The organism is Alkalibacter saccharofermentans DSM 14828, from assembly GCF_900128885.1.
Taxonomy (GTDB): Bacteria; Bacillota; Clostridia; order Eubacteriales; family Alkalibacteraceae; genus Alkalibacter; species Alkalibacter saccharofermentans.
The window spans coordinates 22,734-47,627 of sequence record NZ_FQTU01000014.1 but is presented as its reverse complement, the minus strand read 5'-3'; the positions used below and the strand labels follow the sequence as shown (position 1 = coordinate 47,627).

The window sequence follows — 24,894 nt, the reverse complement described above, 5'->3', positions numbered from 1 at the left end:
TTGTTATTCCTTTCTTGGATATGATTCAAGCTGATTTATTGAACTATTCTTGCATAAAACAGTTCATTACCCATATCTGCAATTCTTTGTGCCAGATCATTCACTGTGTATGCCCTTAGCTCTTCAGTTACTACGAATATCTGACTTTTCTCAACCATCATCTTTTTGACTCTTGATGTCTCATCTATCATATCAATTATTTTTTTAAATTCTTCGTGATTTTTTATATCAACTCTTAAGTAATACTTTCCTTGGAAAATATCCAGTTTCTTGTTTTCCACCGTTTTATCCAGAATGATGTCGTCTCGCCTCTCGGAGTTGTTGATTATGTACAAGAGATCTCCAACTACTGCATTGGCAGTTGCGTTTTTCCCTGCTCCCTTGCCGTAAAACTGCAATTCTCCTATAATGTTTCCGTGGATTGATACGATATTGAATTCTTCATTTACATTGCTCATGATATTCTTTGACGACAAGAGCACAGGCTCTACCGTTGCGCAGTATTTACCATCATCCATTTTTGAATGTGCAAGATACTTGAGTACATACCCTAGATTATCGAACATTTCCATGTCCGATTTTGAAACCTCTCTGATGCCCCTCTTGTAAATATCTTCATCTTTTATATGACATCCAAATGCCAATGATGACAATATCGCGAGTTTTCTGGAAACATCGAATCCGTCAACATCCGCGCTTGGATCCGCCTCAGCAAAGCCCAGCTCTTGAGCCTCTTTTAATACATCATCGAAATCTCTGCCTTCGCTGGACATTTTAGAGAGTATGAAATTTGAAGTTCCGTTCAGTATTCCTTTTATTTCATCTATCCGATTGATCTTAAGTGTTTCCTTCAATGAAGTGATTATCGGTATTCCGCCTCCCACACTGGCCTCGAACAAAAACATCACGTTATTTTCTTCGGCAAGTTTTAAAAGCGTGTCAAGATATTCAGATACAACTGCCTTATTAGCTGTAATTACATGTTTTTTGTTTCTCATTGCATCCTTCATGTAGCTGTATTCCGGTTCCATCCCCCCCATGGCGAAGATGACAGCCTCAATCTCTTGGTCCTCAAGAATTTCATCAAAGGAATCTGTCAGCAAGTCCTCAGAGACATCCAGTTTTCTCTTTTTCGTCTTATCTCTAACCAAAACCTTCTTTATATTTACTTTTTCTTGAGCATTTGCAAAATAATTGCCTTTTTCTTCATTTATTATCTCGTATACGCCCGTACCCACGGTGCCCATTCCCAGCAGTGCTATCTTCATGCCTTCACCTCAAAATTTCTTTATATTATTTATTTTGTATTTATACTAAAAACACTTGTTTTTTACACGAAAACATTTTATCATAGATAATAGACAAATACAACAACGATAGTAAATTTTAATGGAGGTTTTTTTAATGCTTAAATACAACAGCACACGTTCCAATATCACTGCGATGCCATCTGAAGCTATTCTGAAAGGCATATCTTCAGATGGAGGTTTGTTTGTACCCGAGGATTTCCCAAAAATAGAAGTCGAAAGTTTAAACGGCAAAAGCTACGAAGAAATTTGTTTCCAGGTGCTTTCAAGATATTTCCACGAGTTTGACCAAGGGGACTTGAAAGATATGATTAGCCAATCCTATGGTAAATTCAACACCAAGGAAGTAACCCCCTTGGCTGCTTTTGGAGATCTAAATTTTCTGGAATTATACCACGGTCCAACTTTGGCTTTTAAGGATGTAGCCTTGAGCATACTGCCTCATCTTTTGACTGCTTCAGCTAAAATTCAAGATGTAGATGATGAAATAGTCATACTTACAGCAACTTCCGGAGATACAGGCAAAGCCGCTTTGGAAGGATTTGCAAATGTAAAAGGCACAAGCATAGTTGTGTTTTTTCCAAATGACGGAGTCAGCATGATACAGCGAAAACAAATGACGACTCAATCCGGAGAGAATGTTCATGTAATTGCTATTGAAGGCAACTTCGATGATGCGCAAAGGGGAGTCAAGGAAATCTTCAGCGACGAAGACTATAATAAATTGTTGAAAAAAAATGGATTCGTTCTCTCTTCCGCCAACTCTATCAATATAGGAAGACTCGTTCCGCAGATAGTCTACTATTTCGACTCTTATATCAAATCTGTAGAATCTGGAAAAATAAAAATGAACGATCCTGTAAACTTTACTGTTCCTACAGGCAACTTTGGGAACATCCTTGCAGGCTATTATGCAAAAAATATGGGATTGCCAATAAATAAGCTAATTTGTGCTTCCAACGATAACAATGTTTTGTTCGATTTCTTCAAAACCGGAGAATACGACAAAAACCGACCTTTCATCAAAACCATATCCCCTTCCATGGATATTTTGGTTTCAAGCAATTTTGAAAGGCTTTTATACCACGTATCGAACTTTGATAGTGATTTTGTAAAAAAAGCAATGGACGACTTATCGAGCCTAGGAAAATACAAAGTATCCGATGAAATCAAAAATACAATATCCGAGAATTTTTATGGCAATTACTGTGATGAAAAAGATACTCTAAAAACCATAAAGAATGTTTATGACAAATACGGATATGTAATTGATCCCCATACTGCAGTAGGGTGCAAGGTATACGAAGACTACAAATTAGAGACAGGAGACAACACTTATAATATAATACTGTCAACCGCCAGCCCTTACAAGTTTACAAAATCAGTTTACGAAGCCATATTCGGTCCGTCTGAACTTGATGATTACACATTGATTGAAAAGCTGTCAGAAAGCACGGGTTTGTCCCTGCCCAATGAACTGATTGCCATGTGCACATCAGAAGATTTACATAAAAAAGTATGCGACTCTCATAAAATGAAGGAAAGCATAACTGAAATACTGTTATGATTAATAAAGATAGACTTTTCAAGGTAACTGTCCCGGCAACATCGGCAAACCTTGGGCCTGGATTTGATACATTCGGACTAGCCCTTGGCTTGTACAATAGCTTTACTATTGGACGATCAGATGAAATGGTGTATAAGGGATGTGATCCAAAGTATCAAAACGAGGAAAATCTTGTATACCAATCTGCAATGGCGCTATTTAAAAAACACCACCAAGATGATTCATATGCTGAGAACCTGTATATCGAATTTAATACAGATATACCTACAGGTCGGGGACTTGGAAGCAGTGCTTCATGCATAGTAGCAGGACTTATGGGAGCAAACCTGATATTGGACGAGCCTTATGATACAAATGAGTTATTTCAGATCGCATGCGAACTGGAAGGCCATCCTGATAACATTTCTCCAGCTTTTTTTGGCGGGCTGACAGTCAGCACTAAAACAGACACGGGTTTTTATTGTAAAAAAGCTCCTTTATCTTCGGAATTAAAATTTCACGTTATTATCCCAGGGTTTGAAATTTCCACTAGAGAGGCTCGTGAAATTATATCCGACAGCGTGTCCTTGAAAACTGCAAGCTTGAATATAGCCAACAGCTCAATACTTCTTTTATCTCTGATTTCTGGAGATGCCGAAGGAATAGTTATTGGCTCCAAAGATCATATGTATGAAGATCAAAGAAAAACCTTGGTGAAAAACTTTGATTCAATCAAGATATCCGTCATTAAAAACGGAGGATTAAGCTGTACCTTCAGTGGTTCCGGCCCTGCCCTTTTGTGCGTAAGCAAAAACAATATGTTGAACACGGCTAAAATTAAAAGTCATTTATACCTCCTCGATGAAGGATGGATGCTGGTTAATCTTCCAGTGGATGATTTTGGGGCCTTTTTCGAGATTTTATAAAGGATGTGTAGGCATGCTCACCAAATACCTAATCGTAAGTAAAGATATACTTCCGGAGTATTACGACAAAGTTCTGGAAGCAAGAAACTTAATTGAAAGCGGCAGACAAAAGAACATAAGCGATGCAGTAAAAGCTGTAGGCATAAGCCGCAGCACATATTATAAATACAAAGATTTCATTTTTTCTCCTTCAAATCACTTGGGAAGAAAGGCGACCCTCAGCTTTATACTCGAACACAAAAAAGGCATCCTGTCTCACCTTCTTAATATATTAGCTGAGGAAAATGCCAACATACTTACCATCAATCAAGATATACCAATCAACAACAGCGCCATCGTCAATATTACTTTGGATGTACTGGAGCTAAACCTGTCGATGGACCAGCTTATGGATAAGCTGAAAGGTCTGGAGGGTATAACAAAAGTCAGGCTGCTTGCTATCGAATGAGATAATTCAAGACATGAGAAAAGCCCTATTAAGGGCTTTTCTCATGTCTTGCTTTTTATTCCTTTATAATTGATTTCAGTTGGAAGTCTGCATAGCTTTCCATGCCGTGTTCGGTAATATCCAAACCTTCCAGTTCTTCTTCTCTTGATACCCTAAGTCCTACAAGCTTGTCTATTGATTTAAAGAGTATGAATGCCGTAGTCATTGTCCAAGCTGCGACAGCCAATACGCCTATCAATTGAGTCAGCAGCAAAGATGCGCCACCACCATAGAACAACCCGCCGTCTACTGCGAAAAATCCTACCATCAATGTTCCCAAAGCTCCACATACTCCGTGAACGCTTACCGCACCAACCGGATCGTCAATTTTAAGAACATGATCTACAAACTCTACTGAGAATACAATAACTACACCTGCTATAGCTCCAATTATAGCAGCACCTATCGGTGTTACTGATGCTGTTCCTGCTGTAATTCCAACAAGTCCTGCCAATGCACCATTTAAAGTCATACTTACATCAGGTTTGCCATATTTTATCCATGTAACTGCCATTGACATTATTGCGCCCATTGCAGCAGCTAAGTTCGTGGTAATAAATATGCTCGCTATAGCTTCAGCATTTTCAAGACCGGATGCAGCCAATTGAGATCCTGGGTTAAAACCAAACCATCCGAACCAAAGTATAAATACTCCTAGTGCTCCCAATGTTATGCTGTGACCTGGTATAACCTTCGCTTTTCCTTCTTTTGTGTACTTTCCTATTCTCGGTCCTATTACTGCCGCTCCAACAAGAGCTGCCCATCCACCAACAGAGTGTACAACTGTTGATCCAGCAAAATCAACAAATCCTAATTCTGCAAGGAATCCGCCACCCCAAATCCAGTGTCCTACTATAGGGTAAATAATCAGTGATATGAAAAAGCTGTAAGAAAGGTAAGAAACAAACTTTGTCCTTTCCGCCATAGCTCCTGAAACTATTGTAGCTGCCGTTGCGCAAAATACCGTTTGAAAAATCAGGAATGCGAAAGTAGGAACTCCAAAATCATACGTCCCTTTTACAAACAAGTCCAGGCTTCCTATGACCCCGCCTATGCTGTCTCCAAACATGATTCCAAATCCAAATACCCAGTAGATTATTGAACCTACTGAAAAGTCCATAATATTTTTCATTATTATGTTACCTGCATTTTTTGCTCTGGTGAAACCTGTTTCAACCATCGCAAACCCCGCTTGCATAAAAAACACTAGCACCGCACCAAGCAATACCCATACCGTATCCAAAGAAACTGCCATTTCCATATCCATATCTATCCCTCCGTTTATTTCATCTTTATTAATTTTTCCTCTTATTTGTGATATAATTTCACTGTGTAGTGTAAGGCCATCTTGCAGGATGGCTGATTTGCATTTCGGGCGCCATATAAACCCGGGATGCATTTTTTTGTATTAATTCAGTGCCGATGTGCCTTCTTCGCCAGTTCTGATTCTTATTGCATTTTGAATTTCATAAATGAAGATCTTACCTGAACCAATTTCATTTGATCCCAAAACTTCTTTCGCAATTCTTACTACTTCCTTGACAGGTACGACTGAGACTACCACCTCAACTTTTATCTTTGGCAACAAGTCGATTTTGTACTCATTTCCTCGATAAAACTCTGTTTTTCCTTTTTGCATTCCGCATCCAAGCACCTGAGTAACCGTCATGCCGGTGATTCCTATTGAGTTAAGCCCATCTTTCAAGTCTTCGAGTTTGCTTCCCTTTGTGATGATTTCAATTTTCGTCAATTTGTCTGACATGTTTATTCCTCCTCATAAATTACTAACGGCGCCTATATATTTCTATATAGACGCCGTTGTCTTTCAATTTAATTATTCTACAATTTCAAAACTGTAAAATAAAAAAAGTCTGCATTTGGGTAAATACAGACTTCATCGTCGTTATTAACTTGTTTCAACTTGTTGGACTTATTATAGCCTACAATTCAAGTCTATGTCAATACTTTTTCAAAACTTTTTGATTTGTTTTTCAAAATGTTTCATTTCAGATGTTTTTTAAAAAGTCCACAATGTCTATGGCTCTAGGAGGACAACCTAGCAGTGACTTGTCGAAATTTGATGTGCAGATTCCAATTCCTAAGTTTCCATTCTTACCTTTAAACCCCTGTCCTATGCATATTTTGTCCTTTATATTTCTCAAATCACCTGTTTCGTCGAGTCTATCAAGGGCACGTAACAAACTTCCATAACAAGCGCTGCAGGCATCCACTTCCTCAACAAACTTTGGCTTCTTAACTTTTCTTTTCGATGTGATTGAGTTGGTGGTGTTTTTTGCCTCATTGATTTCAAGGATGTTTGCAATTTCAGTTCTTGAGCTGCCTACGCCTAATTTTTCAGCCATTTTTATGTAGGGAACTTCATCCAAGGAGTATCCCATTAGTTCGCAAACATAAGAATCACATAATACAGGATCAGTTGCAGCGATTATCCTATTCATGGATACAGGATTTCCTCCTTCTTCAAAATTCAAATCTCCACATATCCCATCCACCAATATAAAATCATTCTTTGCAACAGTGTTCAAATGGGCGATGGGCTTGTGAAGTCCCATGGTGTGGAATTTGCGCTTTTCCTGGTTGGTTATGACCCCCTTGTTATTCTTCAGGGCACATGTTACGCCGGTCTGACAATGTCCTTTAAGCACCGGCATGTTGATCATAAAATCAACTTCCATTGCACTGTCACATATGTTTATGTTGACTCCTTTACAATCATATGAGCTGAAGGAGTCCTTTTGGGTATCCACAAGTTTGACTCCGTACTTTCTTTTTAAATCCTTATACCCGCATATGTCAAATGCTTCAGAGGTCCTGTCCCCAACCCAAGAGCCTTCAATGACAGAAATGTCTTCATACCCCTTATCTTTAAGATATTCGATAGCTCCAGCTACCATTTCCGGATGAGTCGTAGCCCCCTCCTGTGCAGGTTTAGCGACAACCAGGTTAGGCTTTATACCTATTTTCTTTTTTCTGTCTCCAATCAGATCTTCTATTTGAACCTCATGCAAAATCTTTTTAGCCATCTCTTTTGGATTGCTCCCGTATACTACATAAATATCATTTCTATTCATTATCTGTCCCTCCTTTACATAACTTATCCTATAACAATAGCTTGCACGATGCAATGTCCCATATATACGACTCATACAAAATTAATTATGCATTAATACCTAAAAAAGCCCTGAACAATTCAAAAAACGAATCATCCAGGGCTTTGATATTTACTTTATTACGCTTTTTCCCATTAAATACTTGTCAACTTCTCTTGCTGCCAGCTTACCTTCCTGAATAGCCCAAACAATAAGGCTCTGACCACGTCTCATGTCTCCTGCTACAAACACTTTTTCTTCACTGGTCTCAAAGTCCTCGTATTCTGCCATTACGTTGCTTCTGGGGTCTCTGTCTAGCTTAAGCTCTTCGGGTATGGTATCTTCCGGGCCTAAAAATCCCATTGCAAGGAGAACCATATCAGCTTTCCACACCTTTTCAGTTCCCGGTATTTCCTTTGGATACATTCTGCCTTGATCATCCTTGGTCCATTCAATTTGAACAGTATGGACCTCTTTGACCTTTCCATTCTCGTCTCCAATGATTTTTTTAGTGTTTATGAGATAATTCCTTGGATCTCTTCCATACAGGCTGATAGCCTCTTCCTGGCCATAATCGACTTTTAGCTTCTTAGGCCACTCCGGCCATGGGTTTGATGATTCCTGCCTCTTCTCAGGGGGCTCAGGCATTATCTCAAACTGGTATACACTGTTGCATCCATGCCTGATGGATGTCCCCACGCAGTCTGTGCCTGTATCTCCTCCACCGATTATAATTATGTCTTTATCCTGAGCGCTTATGTAGTTTTCATCTTCTAAGTTTGAATCCAGCAGGCTTTTTGTATTTGCACTTAAAAAATCTACTGCAAAATGAACTCCGTCAAGATCTTTGCCTTCTACATTCAATCCCCTTGCCTTGGTAGCCCCACAGCATAATACCACTGCGTCAAATTCCTCTAAAAGCTTTTTAGCCGGCACGTCCTTGCCCACTTCCGTATTGTAAATGAATTTAATGCCTGATTCTTCCATTACTTTAAGGCGTCTATCTACAAATCTCTTTTCCAGCTTCATGTTGGGAATTCCATACATCAACAATCCGCCTGCCCTGTCGCTTCTTTCATAAATAGTCACGTCATGTCCTACCGCACTCAGGTAATGGGCAGTGGAAAGACCTGCAGGACCTGAACCTACCACAGCGATTTGTCTCCCGGTTGACTTTGCTTTAAAAGGTTTTACCCAACCTTCAGTAAAAGCCGTTTCTATAATTTCGTACTCGATATTGCTTATAGTTACAGACTCCATCTGATAGCCTTCCGTACACGAGCCTTCACAGGGTGCAGGACACACTCTGGATGTAAATTCAGGAAAAGGATTTGTTCTTGTCAACCTTTTATAAGCTTCCATCCATTGGCCTCTATAAACCAAGTCGTTCCACTCCGGAATCAAGTTCTTGACAGGACAGCCTGCAGCCATGCCAGCCAGAAGCACCCCCCCGTGACAGAAAGGAATCCCGCAATCCATACACCTAGCTCCCTGTATTTTCATCTCCTCTTTTGTAAGTGAAACCTTGTATTCGTTCCAATCCTTTATTCGTTCCTGAGGAGGTCTTTTATTTGATTCTTTTCTTTCATATTCCAAAAATCCAGTTGCTTTTCCCATATCTTATATACCTCCTAGTTTCCACTTGCTCTTGAAACATCTTTGTAGTTCTCCTCGAAAGCCACCATCAAAGCCTCATCACCGCTAAGACCCGCCTGGTGTGCCCTTTCGATATTTTCAAGCATTCTCTTGTAATCCTTGGGTATAACTCTGGTAAATCTTGAGGAATAACTCTCCCAATCCTTAAGAATCTTTTGAGCTTGTGGGCTTGCTGTATATTGTACATGCCTTTCTATCATAGCCTTGACTTGGTCAAGTTCTTCTGATGACTCGATTTTTTCAAGATTGACCATCGCTTTATTACAATAAATCTCGTCAAAATCAAGAATATATGCTATTCCACCAGACATTCCAGCCCCAAAGTTGCGTCCTGTTTTACCTAAAATCACGACTTTTCCACCTGTCATATACTCACAACCATGATCGCCTACACCTTCGACTACTGCTATTGCTCCGCTATTTCTGACACAGAAACGCTCACCGGCAATACCGTTGATATACGCTTCTCCTTCTGTAGCTCCATAGAAACCTACATTCCCGATAAGAATATTATCTTCCGGAGCATAGTCTGCAGTTTTAGGAGGATAAACGACAATCTTTCCACCTGACAATCCTTTGCCTATATAGTCATTGGCATCGCCTTCAAGTTCAAGTGTCATGCCCTTAGGTACGAAAGCACCGAAGCTTTGACCGGCGGAGCCTACGAACGTAACCTTAATGGTATCCTCAGGAAGACCTTCTTCGCCATATTTTTTGGTTATTTCACTACCTATTATCGTGCCTACCACACGATCTATGTTGTTTATTTTAAGCTTTGCTCTTATCGGCTTCTTGTCTTCAAGAGCAGGCTTGCACATTCTAAGAAGCTTTTTCATATCAAGTGACAGTTCTAAATCGTGGTTTTGCTCTTTGGTGTTGAACCTTCCCACATCGCTTCCTACATATGGCTGATACAATATTTGTGACAAATCTAATCTGGCAGCTTTCCAATGCTTGACATTTTCTTTTGGTCTCAGCTTGTCAGTTCTTCCCACAACCTCGGGTATGGTTTTGAATCCAAGCTTGGCCATGATTTCTCGCATCTCTTCTGCTATGAACCTCATAAAATTCTCTACGTGCTCCGGTTTTCCTGTGAAATTTTTTCTTAGATTCTCATCTTGAGTCGCAACACCCACAGGGCAGGTATTCAGGTTGCATACCCTCATCATAATGCATCCTAAAACGATAAGGGGAGTCGTAGCAAATCCGAATTCTTCAGCCCCCAGCATGGCCGCAATTATAACGTCTCTACCAGACAGAAGCTTGCCATCGGTTTCCAGCACCACTCTGTCTCTAAGCTTATTAAGCAGCAGGGTTTGATGAGTTTCAGAAAGGCCCAATTCCCATGGCAGTCCTGTATTTCTTATGCTTGTTCTTGGAGAAGCACCTGTGCCTCCGTCATATCCGCTGATAAGTATTACATCTGCTTTACCCTTTGCAACACCCGCAGCGACTGTTCCAACGCCTACTTCAGAAACGAGCTTTACGTTTATCCTTGCATTCCTGTTGGCGTTTTTAAGGTCGTGAATCAATTCAGCAAGATCCTCGATTGAGTATATATCGTGGTGGGGAGGTGGCGATATCAAGCCAACCCCTGGAGTTGAGTGACGGGTTTTTGCTATCGTAGGGTATACCTTTCTTCCCGGAAGCTGCCCTCCTTCTCCTGGCTTAGCACCTTGAGCCATTTTAATTTGAATCTCTTGTGCATTTACCAGATAACTGCTGGTAACTCCGAATCTACCTGATGCAACCTGCTTTATGGCGCTGCATTTTGTATCCCCGTTCTCCATGGTTTTGTATCTTTCTGTATCTTCTCCACCTTCGCCAGTATTGCTTTTTCCCCCTAAACGGTTCATTGCTATGGCCAAGCATTCGTGGGCTTCCTTGCTTATTGATCCGTAAGACATTGCTCCTGTCTTAAATCTTTTTACTATTGAATCTACCGATTCGACTTCCTCAATTGGAATCGAATCGCCCTCTCCCATATTGAAATCCAAAAGATGCCTCAAGGTATAAACTTCTTCGTTGTTGATCTTTTGGGAGTATTCTTTGAACAGCTTGTAATCACCTTCCCGACAAGCCTTTTGCAGCATATATATAGTTTCAGGGTTGTAGAGATGAACCTCTCCGTCATCCTTGCACTGGAAATATCCTCCGATTTCCAGGCTGTCTGCATATGGAGAATTCTCATCATATGCACTTTCATGCCTCATAAGATTTTCTATAGCTATCTCTTCAAGTCCGATACCTTCCAATCTGGATGGAGTCATCGTGAAGTACTTGTCTACCATGTCCCTTTTCAATCCTATGGCTTCGAATATTTGGGCTCCGTGATAGCTTCTGATAGTCGATATTCCCATCTTGGTAAGGACTTTCAGTATGCCTTTGACAGAAGCCTTTATAAAGTTCTTCTTTCCTTCCTCATAAGTCTGTCCCTCAAGCAGGTCATTTTTTGCCAAGTCCTTGATGGTCTCGTAAGCAAGGTAAGGATTTATGGCAGTCACACCATATCCTAATAGTGTACAGAAATGGTGTACTTCTCGTGGTTCTCCCGATTCTAGCACAATTCCAACGCTGGTTCTTATTTCACGTCTGATCAAGTGATGGTGCAGGCCAGATGATGCCAGCAGTGCAGGAATTGCAGCCAGCTTCTTGCTTACTCCCCTATCTGTAAGGATTATAATGTTGGCTCCCTCTTCAAGAGCTTTGTCAGCCTCTTTGAAAAGCTTATCCAGTGCTCTCTCGAGAGCTCTTGCTCCACCTTTTGGATTATATAGAATTGATAAAGTTGCAGATTTGAACTTTTTGTTGTTCAAATGTTTTATCGTGTTTAATTGTTCGTTCGTCAAAATTGGATGATCCAAAAACATGCTATTGGATTTTTCATCATCAGGTTCCAGTAAATTCCCTGCTCCTCCGAGAAGCACGCTGCTCGATGTTATGATTTCCTCCCTGATTCCGTCAATCGGTGGATTGGTTACTTGTGCGAATAGCTGCTTGAAATAAAGGTACAGCATCTGGGGCTTTTCAGACAATACCGCCAAAGGAGAGTCCATGCCCATGGATCCTATAGGATCCACGCCTTCGCAGGCCATAGGTTGAACTATTTTTGTAATATCTTCAAAAGTATACCCGAAGGCTTTTTGTTGGGCTATAAGGTCTTCTCTGGCTGCAGATGGTTTTTCAACCTCCACAGGAAGATCGTTCATTTTCAAGATATGCTTTTCTGTCCATTTTTTATACGGATGAAGCAGAGATACGTTTTTCTTGATTTCTTCATCAGATATTATCCTTTGTGCCTCCGTATCGATCAAAAGCATCTTTCCTGGCTCAAGCCTACCCTTGTACTTTACGTTTTCAGGCTTGATATCCACAACGCCCACCTCAGATGCAAGGATTACCTTGTCGTCTTTGGTCACATAATATCTTGAAGGTCTAAGACCGTTTCTATCCAAAACGCCACCTATCACTTGACCGTCGGTGAATCCCATCGCCGCAGGACCATCCCATGGTTCCATCAGGAAATTGTTGAATTCATAGAAGCCTCTTTTTTCTTCCGACATCATATTGTCTTTCTCCCATGGTTCAGGTATCATCATCATCACCGCATGGGGCAGGGATCTTCCCGTAAGATACATGAATTCCAAGCTGTTGTCAAACATGGAAGAGTCGCTTCCCGTTTCGTCAACAATGGGATATACCTTCTCTATGTCGTCAAACAAGGGAGAATCTATACATTTTTGTCTGGCTTTCATCCAGTTTACATTACCTCTGATAGTATTGATTTCACCGTTGTGAACGATGTATCTATTCGGATGCGCCCTCTCCCAGCTTGGAAAGGTATTTGTGCTGAATCTTGAGTGAACCATCGCCAAAGCTGAAATAAAATCCAAATCTGACAGGTCGAGATAAAAGGTTCTAAGTTGAGAGGCTGTTAGCATACCTTTGTAAACAATTGTTCTTGAAGACAAACTGGCCACATAAAATGTTCCTCCTTTGTCTTCGCACATAGGTACTATTGCTTTTTCAGCTCTTTTTCTGATAGTGTAGAGTTTTCTTTCAAAGTCCATATAATCTTTGATGTCTTCGCCTTTTTCTATGAACACCTGTATGAATCTAGGCATAACAGATCTTGCACCGTCACCGATTTGAGTCTTGTCAATGGGAACTTCTCTCCATCCAAGTATCTTTTGACCTTCTTCAATCGCAATCTTCTCGAATACTTCCTTTTGGGTTTTTCTAAAGTCATCGTATCTGTGGGCAAATATCATACCTACGCCGTAGTTGCCTTGTTCAGGTAGTTCAAATCCCAGCACTTCACATTCTCTCTGGAAAAACACATGAGGTATTTGAACCATGATTCCCGCACCGTCTCCGGTATTTTCGTCAGCGCCGCTTGCACCTCTGTGGCTAAGGTTTTCAAGTACAGTCATAGCCTCATCTATGATATCATGAGACTTGTTTCCCTTAATGTTAACAACAAATCCCATTCCACATGCGTCGTGTTCATAAGCCGGATCATAAAGTCCTTGTTTCGTTGGTAAATCGTTAGTTCGCATAATACACACCCTTTGTAAGAATTTTCAGAATATTTTGTTTTCTAATTATTATATTGATTTTCCCTTTAAATTACAAACTTTTTTTTTAGTGAAACCAATTACAGAATCGTTTATTTTTAAACGATGTATAAAGACTAAGAGGATAAAAGAATTGCTCAATCGGCAATCCTTTTATCCTCCCAGGTAAGCTTTCTTAATTTCATCCTTGTTCAAGAGTTCCTTAGCATCGCCTTCTGCAACAATTTTTCCGGTTTCCAAAACATATGCCCTGTTTGCTATTTGCAAAGCTCTGTTTGCATTTTGCTCCACAAGTAATATTGTAGTTCCGGCTTTGTTTATATCTTCAATAATATTGAAAATCTGATCTACCAGGATTGGTGCTAGTCCCATAGAGGGTTCATCCATAAGTAGAATTTCAGGCTTTGACATAAGCGCTCTTCCGATGGCCAGCATCTGCTGTTCTCCGCCACTTAAAGTTCCTGCTATCTGTTTTCTTCTTTCTTTTAATCTTGGAAATCTTGTAAATACGTTTTCCATGTCCTGTTCAAGTTCCGATTTGCTCTCTTTTCTGATGAAAGCCCCCATTTCCAAGTTCTCAAGCACGGTCATCTGGGCAAATATCCTTCTTCCTTCAGGGGCATGAGCCATGCCCAGGTTTATCATATTATGTGGTTGTACGTTTTTGATATCCTGACCTTTCAGGAATACGCTTCCATTGGTCGGTTTCAATACTTTAGACAAGGTTTTTAAAATAGTTGTTTTTCCGGCGCCATTGGCACCTATCAAAGTAACTACTTCCCCTTGTTTGACTTCAAAGCTTATATCCTTGATAGCATGGATTTTCCCGTAGTAAACATCAATATTCTGTACTTTTAACATTTGGTTTCCTCCTATTCTCCAAGATAAGCTTTGATGACATTCGGATTAGATTTGATCTCATCCGGCTTTCCTTCAGCAATTATTTTTCCATAGTCTATTACCGTTATCTTTTCACAAATTCCCATTACCAGACTCATATCGTGTTCTATCAAAAGAACCGCAATATTAAACTTGTCCCTAATAAAGTGTATAGTCTCCATCAGTTCTTTGGTTTCATATGGATTCATGCCTGCCGCTGGCTCATCAAGCATCAGTATCTTAGGCTTTGTAGCCAGCGCTCTGGCTATTTCCAATTTACGCTGCTTGCCATAGGGCAGATTTTTAGCTAATGTCTTGGCATACATCTTCATGTCAAAAATGTCTAAAAGCTCCATCGCGCTTTCATGTGCTTTCTTTTCTTCTTTCCAGTATGTGGGCAATCTGAATATTCCCTGAATTAAATTGTAGCTCATCTGATTATGATATGCAATCTTTACATTATCCTCAACAGTCAGGTCTTTGAATAGCCTTATGTTCTGAAATGTCCGAGCTGCTCCAATTTCGACTATATCATATGGTTTTTTGCCCACCGTGTTTTTACCGTCAAGAGTTATGGATCCTTCGGTAGGGAGGTATACTCCTGTAAGCATATTGAAAACAGTGGTCTTCCCCGCACCGTTTGGCCCTATCAAGCCAACAAGCTCGCTTTGATCTATTCTGATTTCAAATCCGTCAACGGCTGTGAGCCCGCCAAATCTTATAGTGAGATCTTTTACTTCTAAAAGAGCCATTATACATTCCCTCCTTTATCGTCATCTCCGCCGGCTTCCTTCTTTACTTCCTTTAAAAAAGCTTTCGGCGAGTGCATAAGGGAATCCATAGAAAACTCAGCTGTCCCAAATATTCCTTGGGGCCTGAAAATCATCATAACTACTAATACGAATGAATAAATCAACAATCTATATTCTGAAAAACCTCTTAGGACTTCTGGCAATGACGTCAGCACCCCAGCTGCCAATATAGTGCCTGTGAGGCTGCCCATGCCTCCGAGAACTACGATTACGACTATTTCAACTGATTTCATGAAGTTGAATATCGCAGGGTCTAAATATGCCATGTAGTGGGCGAACAGCCCTCCGCCTATGCCGGCAAAAAAAGCCGAAATTGTAAATCCTATAGCTTTGTACTGGGTTGTTTTGATGCCCACAGCCTCTGCAGCGATTTCATCCTCCCTTATAGACATAATAGCCCTTCCGTGACGAGATTTTATGAGTGCAAAGAGAATCGCCAAAACCGCTACCGTTATCCAATATGCATTGGTAAAGTTTGCAAGTCTGGGAATCCCCGTCAATCCTTGAGCTCCCCCTGTAAATCTGATGTTGTTAATAACAACACGGATTATTTCTCCAAAGCCCAAAGTAATAATTGCCAGATAATCCCCTCTAAGTCTAAGGGCCGGCAATCCTATAAGGTAACCGATGACTCCCGACATAATGCCTCCAAACAACAATGCAACTCCAAGGTGCATGATTACAGGGAGCTCCATGCCCCTCATGCCTATAGATAAAAGCGCGGAGCTGTACGCTCCAACAGCCATGAAACCTGCATGTCCCAAGGCCAACTGTCCTAAAAATCCGAGCGTCAGGTTAAGGCTGCTGGCTACTATGACGTTGATGCATATAAAGACGATGATTCCTTGATAATATCTGTTAATTATATTGTTTTGCATAAGAACCTGTAATACTATGTACAGCAGGGTGACTGCAACGATATTTATAATATAGCTTTTCTTGTTGTTTAAATTCATCGGTCACACCTTCTCTCTTACGTTCTTTCCCAATATTCCTGTGGGTTTTACTGACAATACCACTATCAAGATTCCAAATACTATTGCATCTGCCCACCTTCCGGAAATATATGCTTTCGCAAATGTTTCAACAAACCCCATTATGAATCCTCCAAGCATAGCGCCGGGTATTATGCCTATTCCTCCCAATACGGCAGCAACAAATGCTTTAAGTCCGGGGAGAAGTCCCATTGTAGGAGCTACCTGCGTGTAAGCAACCCCATATAATATTCCTCCCAAGGCAGCCAAGGCTGAACCTATGGCAAATGTCATGGAAATAGTCGTATTGGCATTTATGCCCATCAACGTTGCGGCTTCCTTGTCTTCTGATACTGCTCTCATAGCCTTTCCCGGTTTTGTCTTGTTTACAAAAAAGGTAAGTAGCGCCATAAATGCCACTGACACTAAAAACGTAATTACTGTTATGCTGCTTATTCTCAAGTCTCCAATATGAATCGGTGTGTTCGGAACAATTCTAGGCATTACTTTTGGATCCGCCTTGAATATCACCAATGCTAAATTTTGCAAAAACAAACTCATCGCTATTGCTGTGATAAGAGCTGAAATCCTCGGCGCGTCTCTCAAGGGTTTATATGCAACTCTCTCGATAGCCATGCCCAAGACAGCGCTTCCCAACATGGATATTAAAAAAACCGCCCACACCGGCATTCCTGCAGTTGCAGCCAAAAAAGCAAAATAAGCACCCATCATCATAACTTCACCGTGGGCAAAATTTATCAGCTTGACTATTCCGTATACCATGGTGTATCCCAAAGCTATTACTGCGTAAATACTGCCTACTTGAAGTCCGTTGATCATTTGTTGTATGAAAACCAAGCTAGCTCCTCCTTTCTACTTTAAATTAATATAGGAGAGATAATCTCTCCTATATTATCTTATTTATTCATTTTATATACTACTCTACAACTAACTTTTCAACCAGCTCGTGCTTTCCGTCAACTATTTTAATAATAGCTATATCCTTCTGAGTAGCATCTCCCTGCTCGTCGAATCTTATCGTTCCGGTTACGCCTTTGTACTCTATTGCTGATAAAGCATCTATAATTGCCTGTCCATCAGTCGAGCCTGCATTTTGGATTGCTTCAGCCATTACAAAAGTAGCATCATATCCCAATGCTCCGAGTGCATTAGGCTCTTGATTGTACTTTGCAGCAAATGCTGCTATGAAGTCTTGTACAGTCGGGTCTGGATCTGTTTTTGCAAAGTGGTTTACAAAGTAGTAACCTTCAACCTGCTCTGCATAATCAATCTCGACACTGTCCCAGCCATCTACTCCTACGCAAATCTGCTCAAGTCCCATGTCTCTGATTTGAGTGGTGATCTGTCCAACTGAATCGTAATAATCCGGAAGGAAGATAACATCAGGATTTGCATTTCTGATTTGAGTAAGTGCTGTGCTAAAGTCGACATCATTTGCTGTATATCCAATGTAGTTTGTGACAGTCAGGTTTTCGTCGTTGAAAACAGACCTGTAGGACTCAGCCAAGCCTTCAGAATATGCATCGTCGCTGTTGTAAAGAATCGCAACAGACTCTGCCTCTAAATAATCTATGCTGAACCTAGCAGCTGCCGCAGCCTGATAAGGATCTAGGAAACAAGCCCTGAAAATCGAAGGTGCATCCAAGGTTACATCTGCTGCTGTAGCAGTTGGCGTAAGCATTGGCATGTTGTCTTCAATTGCAAGCTCTTTAACCGCTAGAGTCTCGCCGCTGATGGTTCCGCCGATAATAGCTACAACTTGATCTTGATCTTTAAGCCTGTTGTAAGTACTGATAGCCTCTGCTCTGTCTCCTTTTGTATCATAATCATATACCTCGATCAATCTTCCGTCGATACCGCCGTTTTCATTGATCTCTTCAACAGCAAGCTTTACGCTGTTAACCACGGCACTTCCATAAGCTGCGATGGGACCTGTCGTGGGACCAAATACGCCTATTTTGATAGGACCGCTATCGTCACCATTTGCATCTCCGCCTCCGCATGCCGCAAAGGTAAATGCTGATGCGATCAGCATAATAGCCAATACGCCGCTAAGTAATCTTTTTTTCATTTCTTTTCCCCCTTGTCCTACATTTTTGTGTAATTCAGATATAATATTAATATAAATTATCAGAAAATTCAAGCATTTTTTAAGTCTGCACAATAAAAACAAAAAACAAACCTAAAAAACGCGCCTAAGTAAATTAAGGCGCGCATGGTTGCTGCTAATATAGCCAATAGAGCTGGTGAAGCCTTTATTAATACTCTTTCGCTTCACTTATTATGCTGTTTATTACTTTTTCTACCGTAGTAATTTCTGTTGTCTTGTCGACGTTGCTTCCACAAAACAAAAGACCGTTGTCTATATCTCCCTGAACTGCGGCAATCAATGCATCCGATATGCAATAAGGAGTTGTTTTTGGATCGCAATGGTCAATGCATCTGTAGCATTTTTTAACCGGAACCTTGTCAAGCTCCAGTCTCTTGATCAATTTGTTCATAATAGCCCTTCCCGGCAATCCTACTGGGCTTTGAACGATTACTGCATCTTCTTTTCTTGCATTGACATAAGCCATTTTATAGTTTATGTGAGCATCGCACTCTTCTGTCGCTACGAACCTTGTAGACATTTGAACCCCGGCAGCGCCTTCACTTATGTATCTCGCAACATCTTTACCGTCAAAGATGCCTCCCGCCGCTATTACCGGTATTTTTTTGTTGTATTTTTCTTCAAATGGCTTTAGGTTTTCAATGACATCCTTTAATAGATCCGATAGTGTCGGAGGATTCTCCCTAAGTTCATCAGCAGAAAAACCAAGATGTCCTCCCGCTTCAGGTCCCTCTACTATGACTGCATCTGGTATATAGTCATAGTTTCTTATCCAGAGCTTGGCCATAATCTTTGCAGCTTTGCCCGAGGAAACTATTGGTATGATTTTTGTTTTTGTTCCCTTAACGTATTTTGGAAGATCTTTAGGAAGTCCTGCCCCAGATATAATTACATCGATTTTTTCCTTAACGGCCGCTTCTACCAATTCCTTGTACTGAGTAGCGACTGTCAGTATATTGATGCCTATTATGCCTTTTGGAGAAATTTCTCTGGCTTTTCTTATTTCATTTTGAATAGCTCTTATATTAGCTGCCAGGTTATTTGTTCGGAAATCCTCTTCGTTGAATCCGGTTTGCACCCCGCTAATTACGCCGATACCTCCTTGATTAGCAATGGTACCTGCCAATGATGACAAGGAAACTCCAATGCCCATTCCTCCTTGGATTATCGGAAGCCTTGCTGTTAAATCTCCTATTTTAAGTTCAGGCAAATTCATTTTATCAACTCCATTAATAATAATTTGATTAGCAAATTGTTTGATAATCAAATGATATTCCATAACTTTTTTTTTGTCAATAACAATCCATCTTAAATTAATCTTGCAAATAAATTCTTCGGGTTATATAATTATGGTGTATCTTTTTATATTGTTAAAGTTTATCGTTTACATAACTGCTTTGCCGGTCATGTACTTCTGGAATAAATTTTTAATCAATATAAGAAAAAATATTTAGGAGGCTCTAACATGACCAACGGAACAGTTAAATGGTTTAACGCAGACAAAGGCTATGGATTTATTACTTCAGAGGACGGAAAGGACGTTTTTGTTCACTATTCTCAAATCAACAAAAGCAACTTCAAAACTCTTGAAGAAGGTGAAAAAGTTACATTCGAGATAACTGATGGTGCCAAAGGACCTCAGGCCTCAAACGTAACTCCAGTTTAATTGAAAAAGCCCTGCTATGAGGGCTTTTTTTATTTAGCTTAATCTCCAGTCTCATCCGCTGCAGTATTTTTCATGTATTCATCCATAGCATCTACCACCAGCTTCGAATAATGGACTGCTTCAACTACAGTCTTCGCACCCTGGACTACATCGCCTGAAGCAAAAACTCCTTTTCTTGTAGTTCTGCCGCATCCATCAGCAACCACCAGTCCTCTATCATTTACGTCTATCCCCTTTGTCGTAGAAACGATTTGATTTCTAGGTCCTTGGCTTACTGAAATTATCGTCGAATCTGATGGATAAAACATCTTTTCTCCCGTGATGGTGTCCTTGAACCAAACTCCGTCATCTGTGATTTCCTCAGGAGTTCTATGGTATACAAATTCCACGCCCTCTATTGAAGCGTAATCAAATTCTTTCTTGCTGGCAGAAATCCTGTCTCTTCTGGCAAATACGGTAACACTTCTGGCACCTTTTCTAAGGACTGTTCTAGCAACATCCATGGCCGCATTTCCTGCACCAATGACGTTAACCGTATCTCCCAGCCTATATACATCGGGATTGGTCAGGTAATTTATCGCATAATGAACATTTCCAAGGGTCTCTCCCTTTATGCCAAGTGCATTGGCCTTCCATACACCGGTTCCGATAAAAACCGACTTGTATCCATCTCTAAATAGACTGTCTATATCCATTTCATTGCCTATTGATGTATTCGGACGTATTTTGATGCCCATGGCTAGCATCTTATCGTAGAATTGGTCCAATATTTTTTTCGGCAATCTAAACTCAGGAATCCCGTAACGCAAAACCCCTCCTATTTTATCCTTCGATTCAAAAACAGTCACTTCATAACCTTTTTGAGCCAACAGGATTGCTATAGTTATCCCAGCTGGGCCTGATCCTATAATAGCAGTCTTTATGCCATTTGTTTCCGGGTGTTCAAGTTTAGTCTTGTCGAAATAATTGCCTGAAATAAAGTTTTCAATACTGCTGACGTGTATCGGCATGCCTTTCTTATTCAATATGCAGTGGCCCTCACATTGTCTTTCATGGTCGCATATCAGTGAACAAACCAAAGTCATGGGATTGTTCTCAAAAAGCATTTGTCCAGATTCGGTTATTTGTTTATCCAGCAGTAGCTGGATCATCTGAGGTATGGGAGTGTTCACAGGACAACCCTGTCTGCACAAGGGCTTTTTGCATTGCAAACATCTCTTAGCCTCTTCTATTACATGAAACGGCATCTTGTTCCTCCTTGCAAAATATTAATTTTAAAGCTTAATACGTTTGAGTATAGCAATCTGGCATAATTTTGTAAACGCTAGTTTTATTATTAACGTTATCTTAAAAGCCTCCTTACATCATGTAAAGAGGCTTTTGCATTCTATTATAGCTCCGTTGCTATCTTTAATGAACTTTTTCATTTTTTTCCATGTTTTTTAATACACTTTCAAGAGCAGAAATGCTGCTGCTATGGTTTCTTATAATCGGTATGTTTTCCTTCTTTGCCTTTTTAGTTGCAATCCAAACCATCTTGTGGGAGATCTTGTCAGTAAAAAGAACTATGGCATCTGGATGTCCAATGCTTTTTTCAAATCCTGCCGTCAACTGTGTGTAAACCTTAACCTTGTGCCCGTGCTTCGAGGCTACATTTTTATATTGAGAGTGCATTTTATCGTGCCCACCTACCAAAACTATACTCATTATACCCAACTCCTTTGTCGGTAAATCTTAGATATTGATAATCATTATCATTTGTTATTTACTATCATACTCTATGCCGACTTCTATGTCAATACATTTATTATGGGATTATGACTGAAATCCCTCTTTTCACCATCCCAATTTCCAAAGGCATGGTGGGACCTTTCTCTCCATCCACATCTGTGATGTTTTGGCAATACTCTCCCAAACATTCAATCTTTATATTATCGCTTTGAAAGTGAATTACATTTTTACTGTTCTTGTAATTTCCCAACAAGATTTGCGCAAACAAAACCGAAAGCTCGTTCAGCTGACATTCTTTAATACCAATGAAGTCTAAAAGTCCATCCTGCATGGACGCGTCTGAAGCAAGGCTTCTGAACCCTCCTACGCTCTTGCCATTAACCACCAGATATAAAAACAGGTCCTCGTCGTATACTTTTCCGTCAACCGTAATTCTAGTGTTCATAGCCTTGAAGTTGGGCAATTCGCTTATTCCTTTTAGGTAGTATGCCACTCTTCCCATTATGTTTTTAAGCTCCCTCTCAGTGGTATGGGCGACCTCGATAAACAAGCCAGCTCCACATGAGTTCATGAAGTACCTGTCGTTTACCTTTCCTATATCGAACCTCCCCGTCTTCATTTCTGAAAGAACCTTGATAGCCTTGGAGATATCTTGGGGTATGCCAAGATTGTAGCTTATGTCATTGACAGTTCCTGCAGGTATTATCCCAAGAGGAATATCTGCTCCTATTTGAAGCAGCTTATTAACTGCAATGCTTACAGATCCGTCTCCTCCTGCTATAAACAATGCACTGTACATATTCAAATCCTTTTTTTCGATGACATCCTTGAAATCATCTTCACTTCTGCTTCTAATCGGATGCACCTGATAACCTTGTTCTTGAAACGAATGAATAAAGTTATCCAAATAAGATGCAAAGCTCCTCGTTCCGGAGACCGGATTGTATATCAATAGAATCGTCTTCTCCATATTTTTCATGATAACACCTGCCATCTGCTCTATTTTATTACGTTCTTTAATATATTATTCCCCAAAACAGCATCCTGACTCATTTTTTTGAATCGGGTTTTTAGTTTATGCGCAAACACCTCCATTATGGTATAATGTATACAAACTTAATTGGAAGGACTGATTTCATGGCAATTGAATTGGTTATTTTTGATTTGGACGGAACCCTGATAGCATCTTTAGAGGGCATCCAATACTCTATGAACAAAATACTTAATGAACATTCTCTCCCTCTCCACTCTTTAGAGGAATACAGGCTTTTTGTGGGCAAAGGACTCAAAAACCTGGTGTTCGAATCCTTGCCGGAGAACAAACGAAGTGATGAGGATATCGATTATTTTTACAAAATAATGATGGAAACATACGATGCCAACTATGACAAATACATGCGCTTATACGATGGAGTCGCTGAATTGTTGGATTATCTGGTTGATAACGACTATAAAATAGCTGTAAACACCAATAAGAATCATTATATCACTCAAAAAATAGCAAAAGCCTACCTTAACGATTGGCCTTTCACCACGATAATAGGTTCCGATTTCGGCTTTGAAAAAAAACCAGACCCTGCAGCCGCAATTCACATAGCCCGCCAGGCAGGAGTAGATTTAAAGCGCTGTCTTTATGTAGGTGATACCGGCGTCGATATCCAAACAGCCCAAAATGCAGGCATGACTCCTGTTTCAGTCACTTGGGGCTTTCGAAAAAAGCAAGAGCTGGAGCCGTTTAATCCTCCATATTGGATAGATAAACCCTCGGAACTTATAAACGTAATTAAATCCCTTGATCACTAATGTTGATGACAAGCAATTTTTCGTGGTACAATATACAAAATCATAAATTGAATCGGAGTTGATCAAATGAAATACGTAATAATCCTCGTAGATGGAATGGCAGATTATAAAATAGAATCCCTCGGCATGAAAACTCCCTTGGATGTAGCCGATATTCCAGCTATTACGAACCTAGCACAAAGTGGAGAAATAGGAATGGTTAAAACAATCCCCGAAGCAATGTCTCCAGGCAGCGACATAGCCAATCTTTCAGTAATGGGTTATGACCCAAAGATATATCACAAAGGCAGATCTCCCCTGGAGGCGGCGAGCATGGGCGTAGACTTGACAGCCACAGACGTAACCTTCAGGTGCAATCTCGTTACGTTGGAGGGGGACGGCCCTTATGAATCAAAGACCATAACAGACCACTCGGCAGGCGACATTAGCACGGAAGAGGCCAAAATTCTTATAGAACATCTGGCTGCTGAGCTTGAAACTGATGATATCAAGTATTATCCCGGGGTAAGCTACAGACACTTGATTCTTTGGAAAAACGGACCTTACGATTACGATTTGACACCTCCCCACGATGTCCTCGGTCAAAACATAAAGCCACATCTGCCCAAAGGACCGTACAAAGATATAATACTGGAGATAATGAAAAAATCCTATGACATGCTTAAAGATCACCCTGTAAATCTTAATCGGATCTCAAAGGGTTTAAATCCTGCAAATTCTGCATGGATATGGGGTGAAGGTAAAAAACCTAGCCTCGATTCTTTCAAGGACAAGTACGGAGTAGGCGGATCCGTAATTTCAGCTGTTGATTTGATTCAGGGCATAGGCGTGCTGGCCGGCTTGAATCCAATTAAAGTCGAAGGCGCAACAGGAACCATTCATACCAACTTCGACGGAAAGGCTTTAGCAGCAGTAGAGGCTTTAAAAAACGGCGACGATTTTGTCTATATCCATCTTGAGGCTCCTGACGAATGCGGCCATCAAGGAGACTTAAATGGCAAAATCAAATCAATAGAGCTTATAGATGAGAAGGTTGTTGCACCTGTTTTTAAAGGTTTGAAGGCATTGGAAGAACCTTTTAGAATCCTGATACTTCCAGATCACAGAACCCCTGTTGCCCTTAGGACACATACAAGCGATCCGGTCCCTTACGTGCTGTTTGACAGCAACAAGATTTCAAGAAAAGAAAATCAGCGATTTACAGAAGATTCAGCTAGCGAATCCGGCAATTACTTCGACAGCGGAGTGGCCCTTGCCAATTATTTCTTCAAAAAATGAAATTAGTGATC

21 protein-coding genes are annotated in these 24,894 nt (G+C 40.5%); 6 read left to right on the top strand and 15 right to left on the bottom strand.

Going from position 1 to position 24,894, the window contains the following annotated elements:
- Positions 1-35: 35 nt before the first annotated feature.
- Complete coding sequence (locus BUB93_RS09320) at positions 36-1,268, bottom strand: homoserine dehydrogenase (RefSeq protein WP_073271360.1); 1,233 nt, start codon at positions 1,266-1,268, stop codon at positions 36-38.
- Between the two features lie 136 nt (positions 1,269-1,404).
- On the opposite strand from BUB93_RS09320, the gene thrC reads away from it, so the two are divergent.
- The 3 genes from thrC to BUB93_RS09305 are packed head-to-tail and all read left to right on the top strand — an operon-like array spanning position 1,405 to position 4,227.
- Positions 1,405-2,874, top strand: a complete 1,470-nt coding sequence (gene thrC / locus BUB93_RS09315) for a threonine synthase (protein ID WP_073271359.1) — start codon at positions 1,405-1,407, stop codon at positions 2,872-2,874.
- Positions 2,871-3,779 carry a homoserine kinase gene (gene thrB / locus BUB93_RS09310; protein WP_073271357.1) on the top strand — a complete coding sequence of 303 codons (909 nt, stop codon included), beginning with the start codon at positions 2,871-2,873 and terminating at the stop codon, positions 3,777-3,779. The genes thrC and thrB overlap by 4 nt, the downstream gene beginning before the upstream one ends.
- A 13-nt stretch (positions 3,780-3,792) precedes the next feature.
- The gene (locus tag BUB93_RS09305) at positions 3,793-4,227 is read left to right on the top strand and encodes an ACT domain-containing protein (protein WP_073271355.1); all 435 of its coding nucleotides are present in this window, start codon (positions 3,793-3,795) and stop codon (positions 4,225-4,227) included.
- A 55-nt stretch (positions 4,228-4,282) separates the two neighbouring features.
- On the opposite strand, the gene BUB93_RS09300 is transcribed toward BUB93_RS09305, so the two are convergent.
- The 11 genes from BUB93_RS09300 to BUB93_RS09250 all read right to left on the bottom strand — a co-directional run bounded on the left by BUB93_RS09300 (position 4,283) and on the right by BUB93_RS09250 (position 19,621).
- Positions 4,283-5,521 carry an ammonium transporter gene (locus BUB93_RS09300; RefSeq protein ID WP_423230809.1) on the bottom strand — a complete coding sequence of 413 codons (1,239 nt, stop codon included), beginning with the start codon at positions 5,519-5,521 and terminating at the stop codon, positions 4,283-4,285.
- A gap of 153 nt (positions 5,522-5,674) precedes the next feature.
- Positions 5,675-6,028, bottom strand: a complete 354-nt coding sequence (locus BUB93_RS09295; RefSeq protein WP_073271353.1) for a P-II family nitrogen regulator — start codon at positions 6,026-6,028, stop codon at positions 5,675-5,677.
- A gap of 244 nt (positions 6,029-6,272) precedes the next feature.
- Positions 6,273-7,358 (bottom strand): DUF362 domain-containing protein, encoded by a 1,086-nt coding sequence (locus BUB93_RS09290; protein ID WP_073271351.1) that lies wholly within the window; start codon positions 7,356-7,358, stop codon positions 6,273-6,275.
- Positions 7,359-7,508: 150 nt separating this feature from the next.
- Positions 7,509-8,993 carry a glutamate synthase subunit beta gene (locus BUB93_RS09285; RefSeq protein WP_073271349.1) on the bottom strand — a complete coding sequence of 495 codons (1,485 nt, stop codon included), beginning with the start codon at positions 8,991-8,993 and terminating at the stop codon, positions 7,509-7,511.
- Between the two features lie 14 nt (positions 8,994-9,007).
- Positions 9,008-13,591 carry a glutamate synthase large subunit gene (gltB, locus tag BUB93_RS09280; RefSeq protein WP_073271348.1) on the bottom strand — a complete coding sequence of 1,528 codons (4,584 nt, stop codon included), beginning with the start codon at positions 13,589-13,591 and terminating at the stop codon, positions 9,008-9,010.
- A 171-nt stretch (positions 13,592-13,762) separates the two neighbouring features.
- Positions 13,763-14,470: an ABC transporter ATP-binding protein gene (locus BUB93_RS09275; protein WP_073271347.1), complete on the bottom strand. Its 708-nt coding sequence runs from the start codon at positions 14,468-14,470 to the stop codon at positions 13,763-13,765.
- Positions 14,471-14,481: 11 nt separating this feature from the next.
- Entirely contained in the window at positions 14,482-15,240 is a 759-nt protein-coding gene (locus tag BUB93_RS09270) for an ABC transporter ATP-binding protein (RefSeq protein ID WP_073271345.1), read from the bottom strand.
- The gene (locus tag BUB93_RS09265) at positions 15,240-16,256 is read right to left on the bottom strand and encodes a branched-chain amino acid ABC transporter permease (protein WP_073271343.1); all 1,017 of its coding nucleotides are present in this window, start codon (positions 16,254-16,256) and stop codon (positions 15,240-15,242) included. The genes BUB93_RS09270 and BUB93_RS09265 overlap by 1 nt, the downstream gene beginning before the upstream one ends.
- Before the next feature lie 3 nt (positions 16,257-16,259).
- Positions 16,260-17,132, bottom strand: coding sequence for a branched-chain amino acid ABC transporter permease (locus BUB93_RS09260; protein WP_200789501.1), 873 nt, complete (start codon positions 17,130-17,132; stop codon positions 16,260-16,262).
- 79 nt (positions 17,133-17,211) lie between these two features.
- Entirely contained in the window at positions 17,212-18,366 is a 1,155-nt protein-coding gene (locus BUB93_RS09255) for an ABC transporter substrate-binding protein (protein WP_073271341.1), read from the bottom strand.
- Positions 18,367-18,553: 187 nt separating this feature from the next.
- Positions 18,554-19,621: an NAD(P)H-dependent flavin oxidoreductase gene (locus BUB93_RS09250; protein ID WP_073271338.1), complete on the bottom strand. Its 1,068-nt coding sequence runs from the start codon at positions 19,619-19,621 to the stop codon at positions 18,554-18,556.
- A 249-nt stretch (positions 19,622-19,870) separates the two neighbouring features.
- Between BUB93_RS09250 and BUB93_RS09245 the strand changes: the two genes are divergently transcribed.
- Positions 19,871-20,071 (top strand): cold-shock protein, encoded by a 201-nt coding sequence (locus BUB93_RS09245; protein ID WP_073271336.1) that lies wholly within the window; start codon positions 19,871-19,873, stop codon positions 20,069-20,071.
- 38 nt (positions 20,072-20,109) lie between these two features.
- Here the strand turns inward: BUB93_RS09245 and BUB93_RS09240 are convergent, their stop codons facing one another.
- The 3 genes from BUB93_RS09240 to BUB93_RS09230 form a co-directional block, all read right to left on the bottom strand.
- Positions 20,110-21,318 (bottom strand): NAD(P)-dependent oxidoreductase, encoded by a 1,209-nt coding sequence (locus tag BUB93_RS09240; protein WP_073271335.1) that lies wholly within the window; start codon positions 21,316-21,318, stop codon positions 20,110-20,112.
- A 163-nt stretch (positions 21,319-21,481) separates the two neighbouring features.
- On the bottom strand, positions 21,482-21,778 hold the full coding sequence (locus BUB93_RS09235) for a DUF2325 domain-containing protein (RefSeq protein ID WP_073271333.1): 297 nt from the start codon (positions 21,776-21,778) through the stop codon (positions 21,482-21,484).
- Between the two features lie 100 nt (positions 21,779-21,878).
- The gene (locus BUB93_RS09230; protein ID WP_159432075.1) at positions 21,879-22,781 is read right to left on the bottom strand and encodes a diacylglycerol/lipid kinase family protein; all 903 of its coding nucleotides are present in this window, start codon (positions 22,779-22,781) and stop codon (positions 21,879-21,881) included.
- Positions 22,782-22,939: 158 nt separating this feature from the next.
- Here BUB93_RS09230 and BUB93_RS09225 point away from each other — a divergent pair, with 158 nt between their 5' ends.
- Positions 22,940-23,605 carry an HAD family hydrolase gene (locus BUB93_RS09225; RefSeq protein WP_073271331.1) on the top strand — a complete coding sequence of 222 codons (666 nt, stop codon included), beginning with the start codon at positions 22,940-22,942 and terminating at the stop codon, positions 23,603-23,605.
- Positions 23,606-23,671: 66 nt separating this feature from the next.
- Complete coding sequence (locus tag BUB93_RS09220) at positions 23,672-24,883, top strand: cofactor-independent phosphoglycerate mutase (RefSeq protein ID WP_073271329.1); 1,212 nt, start codon at positions 23,672-23,674, stop codon at positions 24,881-24,883.
- Positions 24,884-24,894 lie beyond the last annotated feature (11 nt).